General features: G+C 70.3%; 13 protein-coding genes. 2 read left to right on the plus strand and 11 right to left on the minus strand.

What is annotated here, in order from left to right:
• Positions 1–16: 16 nt before the first annotated feature.
• The 5 genes from BOSE125_RS11265 to BOSE125_RS11285 form a co-directional block, all read right to left on the minus strand.
• The gene (locus BOSE125_RS11265; RefSeq protein ID WP_159552590.1) at positions 17–1,315 is read right to left on the minus strand and encodes a TadA family conjugal transfer-associated ATPase; all 1,299 of its coding nucleotides are present in this window, start codon (positions 1,313–1,315) and stop codon (positions 17–19) included.
• Positions 1,312–2,484, minus strand: coding sequence for a hypothetical protein (locus BOSE125_RS11270; protein ID WP_159552592.1), 1,173 nt, complete (start codon positions 2,482–2,484; stop codon positions 1,312–1,314). The genes BOSE125_RS11265 and BOSE125_RS11270 overlap by 4 nt, the downstream gene beginning before the upstream one ends.
• A gap of 98 nt (positions 2,485–2,582) precedes the next feature.
• Positions 2,583–3,383: a CoA pyrophosphatase gene (locus BOSE125_RS11275; protein WP_159552594.1), complete on the minus strand. Its 801-nt coding sequence runs from the start codon at positions 3,381–3,383 to the stop codon at positions 2,583–2,585.
• Positions 3,380–4,198 (minus strand): endonuclease III, encoded by an 819-nt coding sequence (gene nth / locus BOSE125_RS11280; RefSeq protein ID WP_159552596.1) that lies wholly within the window; start codon positions 4,196–4,198, stop codon positions 3,380–3,382. The genes BOSE125_RS11275 and nth overlap by 4 nt, the downstream gene beginning before the upstream one ends.
• Positions 4,195–5,322: a hypothetical protein gene (locus BOSE125_RS11285; RefSeq protein ID WP_159552598.1), complete on the minus strand. Its 1,128-nt coding sequence runs from the start codon at positions 5,320–5,322 to the stop codon at positions 4,195–4,197. The genes nth and BOSE125_RS11285 overlap by 4 nt, the downstream gene beginning before the upstream one ends.
• A gap of 255 nt (positions 5,323–5,577) precedes the next feature.
• Here BOSE125_RS11285 and acs point away from each other — a divergent pair, with 255 nt between their 5' ends.
• Positions 5,578–7,647, plus strand: coding sequence for an acetate--CoA ligase (acs, locus tag BOSE125_RS11290; protein ID WP_159552600.1), 2,070 nt, complete (start codon positions 5,578–5,580; stop codon positions 7,645–7,647).
• Positions 7,648–7,790: 143 nt separating this feature from the next.
• Here the strand turns inward: acs and BOSE125_RS11295 are convergent, their stop codons facing one another.
• The 3 genes from BOSE125_RS11295 to BOSE125_RS11305 all read right to left on the minus strand — a co-directional run bounded on the left by BOSE125_RS11295 (position 7,791) and on the right by BOSE125_RS11305 (position 10,994).
• Complete coding sequence (locus BOSE125_RS11295) at positions 7,791–7,925, minus strand: methionine/alanine import family NSS transporter small subunit (protein WP_159552602.1); 135 nt, start codon at positions 7,923–7,925, stop codon at positions 7,791–7,793.
• 1 nt (position 7,926) lies between these two features.
• A complete protein-coding gene (locus BOSE125_RS11300; RefSeq protein ID WP_236557937.1) occupies positions 7,927–9,582 on the minus strand; it encodes a sodium-dependent transporter in 1,656 nt (551 codons plus the stop codon).
• A 218-nt stretch (positions 9,583–9,800) separates the two neighbouring features.
• Entirely contained in the window at positions 9,801–10,994 is a 1,194-nt protein-coding gene (locus tag BOSE125_RS11305) for a MarP family serine protease (protein WP_159552606.1), read from the minus strand.
• A gap of 149 nt (positions 10,995–11,143) precedes the next feature.
• Here BOSE125_RS11305 and BOSE125_RS11310 point away from each other — a divergent pair, with 149 nt between their 5' ends.
• A complete protein-coding gene (locus tag BOSE125_RS11310; protein WP_115933361.1) occupies positions 11,144–11,821 on the plus strand; it encodes a Crp/Fnr family transcriptional regulator in 678 nt (225 codons plus the stop codon).
• Between the two features lie 146 nt (positions 11,822–11,967).
• On the opposite strand, the gene BOSE125_RS11315 is transcribed toward BOSE125_RS11310, so the two are convergent.
• The 3 genes from BOSE125_RS11315 to BOSE125_RS11325 all read right to left on the minus strand — a co-directional run bounded on the left by BOSE125_RS11315 (position 11,968) and on the right by BOSE125_RS11325 (position 13,780).
• Positions 11,968–12,942, minus strand: coding sequence for an NUDIX hydrolase (locus tag BOSE125_RS11315; RefSeq protein ID WP_201301189.1), 975 nt, complete (start codon positions 12,940–12,942; stop codon positions 11,968–11,970).
• Between the two features lie 194 nt (positions 12,943–13,136).
• On the minus strand, positions 13,137–13,631 hold the full coding sequence (locus BOSE125_RS11320; RefSeq protein ID WP_159552608.1) for a RidA family protein: 495 nt from the start codon (positions 13,629–13,631) through the stop codon (positions 13,137–13,139).
• Positions 13,628–13,780 (minus strand): hypothetical protein, encoded by a 153-nt coding sequence (locus BOSE125_RS11325; RefSeq protein WP_188805902.1) that lies wholly within the window; start codon positions 13,778–13,780, stop codon positions 13,628–13,630. The genes BOSE125_RS11320 and BOSE125_RS11325 overlap by 4 nt, the downstream gene beginning before the upstream one ends.
• Positions 13,781–13,809: the final 29 nt, after the last annotated feature.

Here is a 13,809-nt window from a genome sequence, read left to right on the forward strand (position 1 = left end):
CCGCCTGCCTCGTCGTTCAGGCCCCGATCGCATGCCGGCCCCTACTCCGCCGCAACCCGGTGTCCCGGTGCATGTCGGCTGCGGACAGACCGTCCAGCACGCCCTGGCCGGGTCCCGCGGTCAAGGCGGTTCCGACCAGGGAGAGCGCCGGGAGGACGCGCAGGGTACCGGTCCGGCTGGTGTCCCGGTCCACGACGGCCAGCTCCACGGGGTGCCGCCCGGCATCGGTCCGTTCCAGGTGGAGGACCGCATCCACCGCACTGGAGGCCTGCAGCGCGAGTGCTTCCGACCCCAGGCCGGCCAATGCGCCCATCGCCTGCAGCCGGGCCGGGACGTCTGAGGCGGAGTTGGCGTGCAGTGTTCCGGCAGCGCCTCGGTGGCCGGTGTTCATGGCGGCCAGGAAGTCCGCGACCTCCGCCCCGCGGCACTCTCCCACGACGAGCCGGTCGGGCCGCATCCGCAGCGCCTGCCGGACGAGTTCGGACAACTCGACGGTGCCGGCGCCCTCGGAGTTGCCGGAACGCGCCTGCAGCGAGACCACATGGCCGTGGCGCGGGCGCAGCTCACGGGTGTCCTCCACGGTGATGATCCGTTCGTCCGCGGGGACCTCCGAGAGCACCGCGGAGAGCAGGGTGGTCTTCCCGGAACCGGTGGCCCCGCTGATGAGCAGGTTGGCGCGGGTGCGCAGCAGTTGCCGCAGTGCGGCCAGCCACTGCGTCCCGTGGGGCCAGCGCCGGGCCAGGTCCTCCAGACGCGGTGGCTCCGGTGCGGCCAACCGGACACTGATCTGGGTTCCGCCCGAGGCCAGCGGCGGCAGGATGGCGTGCACCCGGGCACCGGTGACCTGGGCGTCACCGAACGGCTGACACTCGTCGAGCCGACGGCCGCCCTGGGCCAGCAGGCGGACGGCCAGACGGCGGGCGTCGTCGGCAGGAAGGCACTGGCCCGTGTCCCGGAGACCGTCCAGACCGTCTGTCCAGATAGTTCCGGACCCGTCCACCAGGACGTCCGTGACGCCGGGGCCTCGGGCCGGGGCCGCCAGTGGTCCCAGACCGATGAGATCGTCCGTCAGCGCCGTCATCTGGGTGGACGCCTCCTGCGGGGTGGTCACCGGCAGGTGCCGCCGGACGGCCTCGGCCGCCAGCTCTGGCGGCGCGGTCGCGGGCCGGGCCGGAGCACCACGGTCCTGGTGACGGGCGGGGTCTGCGAGGCGACCGGCGAGCCATCTGCGGGCCCGTTGCCGTCCCGCCGGGGTTCCTGTGGCGGGGCGCCGACCCGCCCCGGGCGGTGGTTCCGGCGACCATCCGCGGCTCATCGCAGGGCCCTTCCGGCCACGGGCCAGCCGGGTTCCACGGTCCCGGCTCCGTCCAGCCGCAGTTCGATCTCCGCGGCCAGCCTTCGGGCGGACCCGCGCTGACTCGACCGATTCCAGGAGGCCAGCGACGTACCGTCCCAATCCTGCGCGTCGACCCGCACAGAGCCGGCGGATTGCCTCGGCAGGGCTGGTCCTCGACGGATGTCCCGGTGCCGTGCTGCGTGCGACGGCCGCTGACGTGGCGTGACCTGCAGCAGCACGTCGGCCGGAAGCTGCCGTCCGGCCGATAGTCCGCGATCGGTGCACACCAGCAGCGCCATTCCCCGTTCCGCCCAGTCGCGCGCCCGGTCCTGGTCCTTGCCGACGTCGACGACCGTCCAGGGGAACGTCTCCACGGCGACCTGGACCCAGTCATCGTCCAACCAGGAGCGGGCCGCGGATTTCGATGAGGTCCAGCCCCACCACCGCACGCCGCCGGCCCCGGGCAGGTGTGAGGCCAGGGCGGGCCCGGGAACCGGCAGGTCCTGGATCCCGTTCCAGCTCACGCAGCGATCCGCAGGTGGGGCCAGGGCGCGCAGCCGGGTACTCAGACTCCCCTGGGGGCCTTGGGCATCCACGAGCAGGCCGCGCCCGGGGCCGCCCAGCAGCAGTGTCAGCGCCCAGGACAGCCCGGGCCAGTGCTCATCCCCATCGGCGCCCGGGCCATCGTGGACCACCACCGCAGCGCGCCCCCGAACGGGTGGCTCAGAATTGGCAGGACGAGTCCGCGCCAGGATCCGGCAGAGCTGCTGAGACCGAGAGGGCAGGCAGAGGGCACCGGGAGGCGCGGAGGTCCCGTCCAGGGTGACGGCCACTATCGGCGGTTCCGGCTGATCCTGTCCGCGGTCCATCCCCGGTTCCGGGTCGGCCGTCTCCCCCGGGGCGAGCCCCCAGAGGATGAGGGCTGGGGGCGCCGGGGCAGCCCGGCGGGCCTGGGCCGCGGCCGACCACTCGCGGCGCGGCACGACGCGCAGTCGGTGTCCGACCGCGGCGGCGCAGGCAGCCACCTCGGTGCACAGCAGTTCGGACAGGAGTGGGGAGCTGCCCACCAGTCCCCGCGGGACCGGCCCATCCCGATCCGGTGGAGCGACGAACAGAATGGTCAACGGTGAGGATGCTCGGACGGACATGCTCCCAGCCTGTCCGCCCGGCCCCCGGCCTGCTGCTCGCGGGCCGGCAACTGTGGAGGACCGGCCCGGCTTCCGCTGCCTGTGGAGGAACCGGCGGCCTACAGGTCAGTGCGGGGCACCGGCATGGACGCGTCCCAATCGGTGATGTCCACGATCCGGCCGTGGTCCCAGTCCTGGGTCCACCCCAGCAGATCGAGGATCCGGTCGATCAGGATGGCCGTGAAGCCCCACACGAGGGTGCCGGAGACCAGGAACGCCGGGCTCCTGAACCGCCGGGTGACGCCCGCCGCTTCCCGGGACAGGGACGTGGTGATGCGATTGGCGGGGTCCACCAGGTCGGCCACGGGGACCCGGAACACCCGGGCTGCCTCCCCCTCGTCCACCACGAAGACGTCGGAGGGCCGGTCCCACCACCCCAGCACGGGGTGCACCCGGAAGTTCGAGACCGTCAGCGGGGCCGGCGGCAGGGTTCCGATGACGCGCACACCGTTCCGGTCCAGGCCCGTCTCCTCCTCGGCCTCCCGCAGGGCGCAATCACTGAAGTCCACGTCCCCGGGGTCCCGGCGGCCTCCCGGGAAGGCGACCTGGCCGGGATGGTGGCGCAGGGCGAAGGACCGCTGGGTGAGCAGCAGGTCCAGGTCCTCCGGCACGGCGGTGCCGTGGAAGTGCGCCGGCTGGCCGTCCAGCGCCCCGAACAGCACCAGCACGGCGGAGTCCGAGGGTTCCTCGGCCGAGGCCGGGGGCACCACGGTGAGGCCGAAGTCCCAGCCCCGGACGTCGTCGGGAATCCGGGACGGGGCCGGGGCAGACGGTCGCCTCGCCGCCAGGTCCGGGTCAAGGGTCCCGTAGCGCTCCACGAGGGACCGTAGGTCCGCGAGCGCCCCGTCGATCTGCATCATGCCCCCAGACCGTAGCCCTCGGCCCGCAGCTCGGCGCGGGTGGAACCGGCGAGCATCTTGGCCAGCAGTTCCTCCCGGCCCGGCGCCAGCTCGTACTTCAGCAACGACGCCGCCGCGTCCGGATTCGTTTCCCCGATCCCGAAGGAGGGGCACCAGCGGGCGACGGGGCAGGCCCCGCAGGCGGGGCGCTTGGCGTGGCAGACGCGGCGACCGTGGAAGACCAGGCGATGGGAGAGCATGGTCCAGTCGCGCGGCTCGAAGAGCTCGGCGACCTCGTACTCGACCTTGACCGGGTCCTGCTGCGCGGTGAATCCGAGCCGCCGGGCCAGGCGCCCGAAGTGGGTGTCCACGGTGAGCCCGGGGACCCCGAAGGCATTGCCCAGGACCACGAAGGCCGTCTTGCGGCCGACCCCGGGCAGTTTCACCAGTTCGTCCACCGTGCCGGGAACGTCCCCGCCGTGGCGTTCGACCAGGGCCCGGGAGAGGCCCTGGATGGCGGTGGCCTTGTTCCGGTAGAAGCCCAGGGGCCGAACGATCTCCTGCAGCTCTCGCTCGTCCGCCAGGGCCATGGCCTCGGCATCAGGGAATCGTGCGAACAGCCCCGGAGTGGTCGCATTGACCCGCACATCCGTGGTCTGGGCCGAGAGCACGGTGGCCACGAGCAGCTCGAAGGCGTTGGTGAAATCGAGTTCGGCGACCGCGTAGGGATAGGCGTCGGCCAGCACCCGGTTGACCTTCCGGGCACGGCGTTTCAGGGCGAGGGTGCTCTCCCCGGCGCTGGCGACGCCGGCCGGCGCGGACTTCCTGCCCGTCACGCGCGCTCGATGTCCGTGAGGTCCTCCAGCACGCCGGTGCGCCCGTCCGTGTTCTGCACGAAGAACTCGTGGCCACGGTCCTCGAGGGCCAGGATCCAGCCGCCGGGCTCGAGCGCGAAGGCCGGGCTGCCGTCCTCGGGGTTCACGGCCGTCCGGCGCGTTCCCACGGCGAACCAGAACGCCTCGTACTCGGCCGGTTCAGTGCCCCTCGGTGCCGGCGGCGCGGATTCCAGCGGATCGATCGGTTCCGTGTGCTGAACGTCGGGTACCGATGACGAAGGAGACTGCTCGACAGGTTCTGACGGTTCAGCAGTTGCCGGTGCTCCGAACGCGGCGGTTGCCGAGGCCGCGGCCTCGTCCGTGGACCGCGGGCGCACGCGCGTCATCCCGAGTTCGTCCTCGATATCGGCCGCAGACCGCTCAGCATCGTCCGAGCCGGGAGCGAGGGATCCAGCAGGCTCCGGCGAGGACCGGTATTCCTCGTGGGCCTCCTGCGAGGCCGCCTGACCGTAGGCCGGGGACTCCCCGAACTCCGCGCCCCGGTCCCCCGCGGTCTCGGTTCCGGCCCACGGACCGCTGGCACCGGCACCACCGGCGGCAGGTGAGGCGGCCGGCGTCGACCACGGGCCCCCGGTACCGGCCCGGAAGGTGCCGTGCTGGGCGGCGGATCCGGCGAAGAGCGGGGCCATGAGGGATCTCATCGGGGAGGTGACCAGCAGGCCGAAGGCGCCGGCCAGACCGATGAGCAGGACGGCGTCCAGGGTGGTGACGAACGTGATGAAGAAGTAGGACAGCGCCAGCCAGGCCGTGACGTGCGCGAACTGTTCGGTGCTGAGTGAGCCGAGGCGGGGGCCGGCGTCGCCGGTGGGCTTCCCCGAGGAGGCCGCTCGGGCCAGGATGAAGCCGGCCGCGGCGAGGGGCATCAGGATCCCGATGCCGAGGAAGAAGAGGTTGGTGCTGCCCCACAGGTTCAGGCCCCACCGCGAGGTACTCAGGGGGACGATGGAACCGGCGAGGACCACGAGGCCCGAGGCGAGGAAGCCGACGTCCCAACTGGACAGCCTCAGCCCCGAGCTGGGACCACCGGCTGGTGCGGTAGCGGGTGAATCCGGTGCGATGGTCATGTGGTTCCTCCTGTGCCACCCGGAACGGGCGACTCCCCAGCGATTGATCCAGACCGGACGGTGCTCGCCGGTTCCCCTATGGATGCTCTCTGCACCATTCAACCAGCCATGCCCGGCCCTGTCCCCCCAGTTTGACGTGCGCGGCTTCACACCGTCGGCCGTGGCGTTAGGCTAAAGACGAAGCCACCTGTGACGCCAGTTACACCCCGGCGTCATCACGGTGGTCCTCGTCGACCGCGCCACCAAGGAGTACGCATGAGCACACCAGCGTCCAACGAATCGGCCCCCTCCTCCGCATCCGCCGACGGCGGCGGCACCATGGACACCCTCTCCCACGAGCACCGCAGCTTCCCGCCCTCGGCGAAGTTCGCCGCACAGGCCGTGGCCGGGGCGGACCGCTATGAGGAGGCCGCAGCGGACCGGCTGGGCTACTGGGCTCATCGGGCGCGTGAGGTGCTGGACTGGGACCAGGACTTCACCGAGGTGCTGGACTGGTCCGATGCCCCCTTCGCGAAGTGGTTCGTCGGCGGCACCACCAACGCCGCCTACAACGCCCTGGACCGCCACGTGGAGGCCGGGTTGGGCGACCGCGTGGCCATCCACTTCGAGGGTGAACCCGGAGACTCCCGTTCCTGGACCTACGCAGAGCTCGCCGCCGAGGTCCGGCGGGCCGCCAACGCCTTCGAGTCGCTCGGGGTCACCAAGGGCGACCGCGTGGCGGTCTACATGCCGATGATCACCGAGACCGTCGTCACCATGCTGGCCTGCGCCCGGATCGGCGCTGTCCATTCCGTGGTCTTCGGCGGCTTCTCCGCCGATGCCCTGCGCTCGCGCATCGACGATGCCGAGGCCAAGCTCGTGGTCACCGCGGACGGCTCCTGGCGGCGCGGAAAGCCCGCCATGCTCAAGCCGGCGGTGGATGCCGCCCTGGCCGAGCCCGGCCATTCCGTGGCCCATGTCCTCGTGGTCCGCCGCAACGAGCAGGACGTGGAGTGGACGGCGGACCGGGACCTGTGGTGGCACGACGTGCTGGGTGAGCAGTCGGACGAGCACGAGCTGGTCTGGCACGACTCCGAGCACCCGCTGTACATCCTCTACACCTCCGGCACCACCGGGAAGCCGAAGGGCATCCTGCACACCACGGGCGGCTACCTGGTGCAGACCGCCGTCACCCACCGGGACACCTTCGATCTCCATCCCGAGACGGACGTGTACTGGTGCACCGCCGACGTCGGCTGGGTCACCGGGCACTCCTACGTCACCTACGCGCCCCTTATCAACGGCGCCACCCAGGTGATCTACGAGGGCACCCCCGACTTCCCGCACACCGGCCGCTGGTGGGAGATCGTGGCCAAGTACGGCATCACCATCATGTACACCGCCCCCACCGCGATCCGCACCTGCATGAAGTGGGGCCGGCAGGTGCCGGACGCCTTCGACCTGTCCTCGATCCGTGTGCTCGGATCCGTCGGCGAGGCCATCAACCCCGAGGCCTGGATGTGGTACCGGGAGGTCATCGGCGGCAACGCCGGCGCCGGGACGAAGAACGACGACGGCTCCATCACCCCGGGTGCCCGCAAGGAGTACCCCGCCCCGATCGTGGACACCTGGTGGCAGACCGAGACCGGTGCCCACATGATCTCGCCCCTGCCCGGTGTCACGGCCACCAAGCCCGGTTCGGCCCAGACCCCCGTCCCGGGGATCACCGTGGACGTGGTGGACGAGGCCGGCCGGTCCTTCGACGGTGCCGGTGCCGGTTTCCTGGTGATCCGGGATCCATGGCCGGCCATGCTGCGCGGCATCTGGGGCGACCCGGAGCGCTTCAAGGAGACCTACTGGTCCCGGTTCGAGGGCATCTACTTCGCCGGGGACGGCGCCCGCCGGGACGAGGACGGGGACGTCTGGGTCACCGGTCGTGTGGATGACGTCATGAACATCTCCGGCCACCGCCTCTCCACCTCGGAGATCGAGTCCGCCCTGGTCTCCCACCCGATCGTGGCGGAGTCCGCCGTGGTCGGCGCCACCGATGCCACCACCGGCCAGGCCGTGGTGGCGTTCGTGATCCTCACCGAGGAATCCCAGGCGGACGGAGCGGTCGATCCGGTCCAGACCGAGGCCGACCTGCGGGCCCACGTGGCCTCCGAGATCGGGGCCATCGCGAAGCCCAAGCACATCCTGGTGGTGCCGGAGCTGCCCAAGACCCGCTCCGGCAAGATCATGCGCCGTCTGCTCAAGGACGTGGCCGAAGGCCGTGATCCGGGCGATGCATCCACCCTGTCCGATCCCACGATCATGCAGCAGATCGCGGAGTCGCTGCGCAAGTAGACACGTAGACAAGTAGAGAACAGTTCCGGACACAGCAATGGTGCCGGGCCACAGTGATGATCACTGTGGCCCGGCACCATTGCTGTAACCAGCCGTCCCGGTCTGCGGCAGATTGTCGCAGACCGCGGACCTGGCTGACCGGACTAACTCCGGTCGACCGCAGCCTCTTCGCCGGAGAGGTGGTCCGGGTTCTTCAGCAGGTGGATGAGCGAAGCGGCCATGCCGCCCCACACCACCACGATCGCGATGATCAGGAACACGATGGCAATCGGGTCCATGTCAGACTCCCTTCTCGGGGTGCTCAGGATGGGACGGGTTGCGTGGTGGAGACGACGGAGTGTCGACGTGACGGCCGTGGCCGGTCGGCGCGCCTCGCGCTCCCGGAACCGCTCCGGCCAACTCCTCTTCCCCCGTGACGGACTCCGGGCCGAGGTTGTCATTCAGCTCGCTGTGCAGTGCCGATCTCTGCGACCAGGGCAGCAGGGCCAGAAGGATCGCCACCACGATCAGGGCGATCGACATGCCCCAGCCGAAGGTATTCACGAACCATGCGGGGAAGTCACCGTAGCCCTCCGTGGCCTTGAGGACCACATCGGACACCCACATGTAGGCGAGCACGATCGGCAGGATCACGGCCACGAGGACCTTGTAGATCCGGCCCACGCGGAACGAGGACACGGCGTTCAGGTGGCTGACCATGCCGTCCAGCCGCCGCAACAGCCACGACACCACGACCACCGCGACGAGCGCCGCGCCGACGATGCCGAAGTTGTTGGCCCAGGCATCCGTCACGTCCAGGACGTTGATGCCGGTGGTGGTGCTGAACAGCAGCAGGGAGACGATCCCGGAGAAGCCGACCACCACGGAGACCGTGGTCCACCGGCTCCAACCGAGCTTGTCCTTCACCGCCGAGACGACGACCTCGAGGATGGACACCAGTGAGGTGAAGCCGGCGAACACCAGTGAGGCGAAGAACAGCACACCGATCAGCACGCCCAGCGGGGCCTCGGAGATGATCGTCGGGAAGGCGATGAACGCCAGGCCGATGCCATTGCTGACCACATCTGCCACCTGCACTCCGTTGGCCTGGGCCATGAAGCCGAGGGCCGAGAAGACGCCGATGCCGCAGAGGATCTCGAAGCTGGAGTTGGTGAAGCCGACCATGAGGCCGGACCCGGTCAGGTTGGTGCGGCGCTTCAGGTAGGAGGCGTAGGTGATCATGATGCCGAATCCCACAGACAGCGAGAAGAAGATCTGACCGTAGGCCGCGATCCACACCTGTGGGTCGGAGAGCACCGACCAGTTCGGGGTGAACAGGGCATTGAGGCCGTCCATCGCGCCCGGCAGCGTCAACGCCACGATGACCAGGGCGATGAACATGATGAAGAGGACCGGGATGCCGATCAGGGACGCCATGGCGATGCCACGTTGGACGCCGGCGCCGAGGACCACGAGCAGGATCACCCAGACCACCAGCATGGGCCAGAAGACCGCGGGGACGAACTCCAGGGTCGGGGCGACTCTCTCCGGGACCTGCAGGTACTCCCCGAAGAAGAACGCCTCCGGGTCGTCTCCCCAGCGCTCCCCGAAGGAGAACCAGGTGTACATGGCGGCATAGGCGATGATGGCCGCGTAGTAGACGCCGATCACGAAGCAGATCAGCACCTGCCACCAGCCGATGGACTCGGCCCACTTGCTCAGGCGCCTGAAGGCCAGGGGCGGCGAGCCCTTGAACCGGTGGCCGATCGCGTAGTCGAAGAACAGCAGCGGGATGCCGGCGGTCAGCAGGGCGACCAGATACGGGACGATGAAGGCGCCGCCGCCGTTCTCGTAGGCGACATAGGGAAAGCGCCAGATGTTGCCGAGGCCCACGGCGGAGCCGATGGCGGCGAAGATGAAGGCCCAGCGGCCGGCGAATTGCTCGCGGCGGCTCAAGTCTCCTGGTTGTAGTGCGGTCTGCGTTGACACGGAGGTCCTCCCGGTCAGTAACCCAGCCCGCTCGGTCCGGCGCCGTTCTGAGGGTGACGCGGCGGCGGGCCGGCGGTGCGGTGCGAAAATGTGATGGCGACCACGTTAGACCAGTCAAGCCGTTCATGCACGATGTGGACCCCGGTAGATACTAGTCAGCCGGAGGTTCCCGGGCACAGTCCGGCTCAGTTCCCCTGGATGCACTGGCCCGTGGACACGGTGTCCACCATCTCCTCGGCCTCCGTCAGGGCCTCTTCGGCTTCTTCGCCGGTGATGGCGTAGCCCACCTCGATGTCCCCGGTGGCGCGGGCGAAGACGATGCCGGCCACGTCACCGTCCGCGGTCAGCAGTGGACCACCGGAGCTGCCCAGCTGGACGTCGGCCTCCAGCTGGTAGATGTCCAGTAGGCCAGGGTCGGCGCCGTAGACGTTGTTGACGGTCACCTCACCGCGGGCCTGGACCAGTGCCGGATCCATCTGGAAGGGCCCGCCCGAGGGGTAGCCCATGATGTAGCCGGCCTCCTGGTCCGCCAATTCGGCACCCACGTCCAGCGCCGGCAGGTCTGCCCCGTCCACGGCGATGACGGCCACGTCCCGTGCCGCGTCGAAGTGCACCACCCGACCGGCGTGCACGGCACCACCCGCGGACTCGACCGAGGGCTCGGTCAGCCCGGACACCACGTGGGCGTTGGTGATCACTCGATCAGGGGCCACAGCGAAGCCGGACCCGGTCTGGTTCTGCCCGCAGACCAGGGCGGTTCCGGAGATGCGCACCACGGAGGCACGCGCCTCCTGCAGCGCCTGTCCCGGTGCGGGGGTGGAAGCCGCGGCCGCCGGGGTCTCCGTGGTCACGGGCTCGGGCAGCACCGGCACCACGTCGGTCCCGGCGACAGCGGCACGCACCCGGGCGACCAGCGACTTGGCCGATTCGGGTGCCGCGTCGTTGATCGTGGTGATGACCCGGGATTCGGAGATCGCCGAGGTCACCGGCGCCATGCCCATGGAGGACGCGGAGAAGGCCACGAGGGAGATCAGCACCGCGGCCACGGCGGTGTTGGCCACGGCACCGCCCAGCCGGTCCACCGTCCGCAGCGCCGGCAGGGCCATGCGGAGACGGATGGCGCGCCCCAGGGCGGCACCGATCCCCTGCCCCAGCAACACCAGGACCAGCGCAGCGGCCACGATGGCGAGGATGCGCCAACCGGGCTCGGTGATCCAGGCGGAGACCAGCGGGATGGAGAAGAACGCGGCGATGGCCCCGGCCGCCAGTCCGACCATGGTCCCGAGGGTCACCAGGAACCCGCGGCGGTAGCCGGCCATCAGGAACACGAACAGGACGACGATCAGGACCCAGTCCAGCAGGGTCAGTCCCAAAAACAAGGAGTCTCTCTTCCTGCGTCCGCCCCCGTATACGCGTAGCCTCCCACTTTACCGTTACCATTGCCGCAGATGGGGCAGAATGGATCACACACACTCCCCGCATGTCGCAGATGTCCGGCATGCCAGTCGACAGTGAGGACGAAGGACACATGGATCTCGAGGTACTGCGCAAGGCCCCGCTGTTCACCAACTTGGATGACGAGGTCTTTTCTGCACTGACCTCCGAGCTGACCGAGGTAGAGCTCTCCCGCGGAGCCTCTGCCTTCCATGAGGGCGACCAGGGCGATCAGCTGTATGTCATCATGTCCGGCAAGATCAAGCTGGGCCGCACCGCCCCGGACGGCCGGGAGAACCTCTTGGCCATCCTCGGCCCGGGTGAGGTCTTCGGCGAGATGGCGCTGTTCAACCCCGCCCCGCGCACGGCCACGGCCACGGCCGTCTCCGCCGCCCGCCTGGCCGGGTTGCGCCATGACAACCTGCGGAAGGTCATCCAGTCCACTCCCGAGGTCTCCATGCAGCTGCTGCGGGCCCTGGCCCAGCGACTGTCCAAGACCAACGAGTCCCTGGCCGACCTGGTCTTCTCGGACGTGCCCGGCCGGGTGGCCAAGGCCCTGCTGGACCTGGCGGACCGCTTCGGCCGCCCGGCCAACGACGGCCTGCTCGTGGCCCACGACCTCACCCAGGAAGAGCTGGCCCAGCTGGTCGGCGCCTCCCGCGAGACCGTCAACAAGGCCCTCGCCGAATTCGTCCAGCGCGGTTGGATCCGCCTGGAGAACCGTGCGGTCGTGGTGCTGGACCTGCAGCGTCTGCGCCAGCGCTCACGCTAGTCACTCCAACCGGACCCGAACTCCGGCTGAAACACTGCTGAACGACTGACCTCGAGGGGCCGCCATCGCGGCCCCTCGAGTCGTTTCTGATGCACAGAGCACCGCAGCTGCACTCCAGCGGCACGCGAGCGGTCCTCCAGCCACGCTCAGGCGCGGGCCCACCGGCCGCCGGGCAGGTCGACGGACAGGCTGAACCCGCCGCCGTCGGCGTCTTCTCCCTCCGCCCCCGGCGCCCCCGGCGCCACTGATTCCTCCAGGCTGCCGTGCAGTTCCGGCGTGAACTCGGGCACGCCGCCGCGGATGGTGAGGTCCATGAGGAACTCCACCGTGGATCCCGCCTCGGCCATCCGCTCGAGCAGCAGTTCCACCGCCGGCACCGTCAGGCGCCCCAACGGTCGGCCCACGGTCTCCTCCTGGCCGATCGCATCGCCCAGCACGGTGCTGTCCCGCCCGGCCACCAGCCACCGGGCCGGCACCCACGCCGACCAGACGCCCTTGCCCTCCATCAGGGAGGTGTCCTGTCCGTGCGGGACGGCCACCGCGAAGTACTGGGTATCGAAGCGGCGGTGGGAGAAGTACGGGCTGTGCCACCGCCCGACGGCGCGCAGCAGGTCCGTGCGCAGACCGAAGCCGCGGCGGTTCACCAGGTCTGGGAGGGAGAGTTCCTGACGGTCGAGCGCCACACGGGACTGCATCCACTCTCCACCGCCGGGATTCGTGACCACGCCGTGGGCGTCCGGCCCGGCCAACAGGATGCCCGTCTCCTCGAACAGTTCACGGATCGCCCCGGTCAGGTGCCGGCGGGCCAGGCGGTGGTCGTCCACCCCAAGCACTCGGGACCACTGGGCCGGGGTCGGGCCGAACCACGGGCAGTCGTCCTCATCAGCGGCGTCGAGGGAGCCGCCCGGGAACGCCACCGAGCCCAGGGGGGTGGGCCCGGGACGGTAGCGCAGCAGGGTCTCCACCCCGTTCAGACCGTCCCGGACCACAGCCACGGAGGAGGCACGACGCGCGGCCCGCGGCCGCCGCTCCCCGTGCACCCACCAGCTGCGAGCGGCCACGTACTGGTCCTCCGGCAATGCGAAGAGCCGGGGCACCAGGGCGCGTTCGGCGCGGCGCACCGGGCCATGGCCGACGGCCAGCCCGGTCCGCGGAGCCGTCCGCGCAGAACTCGGTACAGACGTCGGCGCAGTGGTCGGTATAGAAGTCGGCGCCGAAGGGAACCGGGCCGGTGGCTGGGACGCCGACGACCGTTCCGGCTGTGGCCGGGGCTCGGAGGGTGAGGGGACCATGGTGGGGCGCGGGGCCGGAGCGGTCAGCGGAACCGGACGGTCATCTCGACCTCGACCGGCGAGTCCAGCGGCAGCACGGCCACCCCGACGGCGGAGCGGGCGTGGACGCCTGCGTCACCGAAGACGCGGCCCAGTAGCTCCGAGGCGCCGTTGATGACCTGGGGTTGGGCGGTGAAGGACGGATCGGAGGAGACGAAGCCGACGACCTTGACGACCTGTTCGATGCGGTCGAGGTCCCCGATGACAGACTTGACGGCCGCGAGGGCGTTGACGGCGCAGAGGGCGGCCAGCTCGGCCGCCTCCTCCAGCTCCACCTCGGCGCCGACCTTGCCGGTGGCCGGCAACTGGCCGCCCTGGAACGGCAACTGGCCGGAGGTGTGCACCAGGTTTCCCTCGATGACGGCCGGGACGTAGGCGGCCACGGGGGCGGCGACCGGCGGAAGGGTCAGGCCGAGCTCGGCCAGACGCGCCTCGACGGTCCCGGCCGTGCCGGCGTCGGTGGAGTCCGGCCCGTTCACTGCTTCGGCCGCTTCAGGTAGGCCACGGACCCGCCCTCGGGACCGGTGACGATGGAGACCAATTCCCACCCCTCGGAACCATGCATGTCCAGCACCTGCTTGGGCGTGTGGAGGGGCAGCGGCGTGATGAGGTATTCCCAGGTTGTCATGGAACCAGCCTAGCCGCAGGAATGTCCGT

This window comes from Citricoccus sp. K5, assembly GCF_902506195.1.
In the GTDB taxonomy this organism is placed as follows: domain Bacteria; phylum Actinomycetota; class Actinomycetes; order Actinomycetales; family Micrococcaceae; genus Citricoccus.

Coding starts and splice junctions, on each gene's coding strand:
- BOSE125_RS11295 (WP_159552602.1), bottom strand. CDS start 7,925: ATGGACCCGATTGCCATCGTGTTCCTGATCATCGCGATCGTGGTGGTG.
- BOSE125_RS11325 (WP_188805902.1), bottom strand. CDS start 13,780: ATGACAACCTGGGAATACCTCATCACGCCGCTGCCCCTCCACACGCCC.
- acs (WP_159552600.1), top strand. CDS start 5,578: ATGAGCACACCAGCGTCCAACGAATCGGCCCCCTCCTCCGCATCCGCC.
- BOSE125_RS11275 (WP_159552594.1), bottom strand. CDS start 3,383: ATGATGCAGATCGACGGGGCGCTCGCGGACCTACGGTCCCTCGTGGAG.
- BOSE125_RS11310 (WP_115933361.1), top strand. CDS start 11,144: ATGGATCTCGAGGTACTGCGCAAGGCCCCGCTGTTCACCAACTTGGAT.
- BOSE125_RS11265 (WP_159552590.1), bottom strand. CDS start 1,315: ATGAGCCGCGGATGGTCGCCGGAACCACCGCCCGGGGCGGGTCGGCGC.
- BOSE125_RS11285 (WP_159552598.1), bottom strand. CDS start 5,322: ATGACCATCGCACCGGATTCACCCGCTACCGCACCAGCCGGTGGTCCC.
- BOSE125_RS11270 (WP_159552592.1), bottom strand. CDS start 2,484: ATGTCCGTCCGAGCATCCTCACCGTTGACCATTCTGTTCGTCGCTCCA.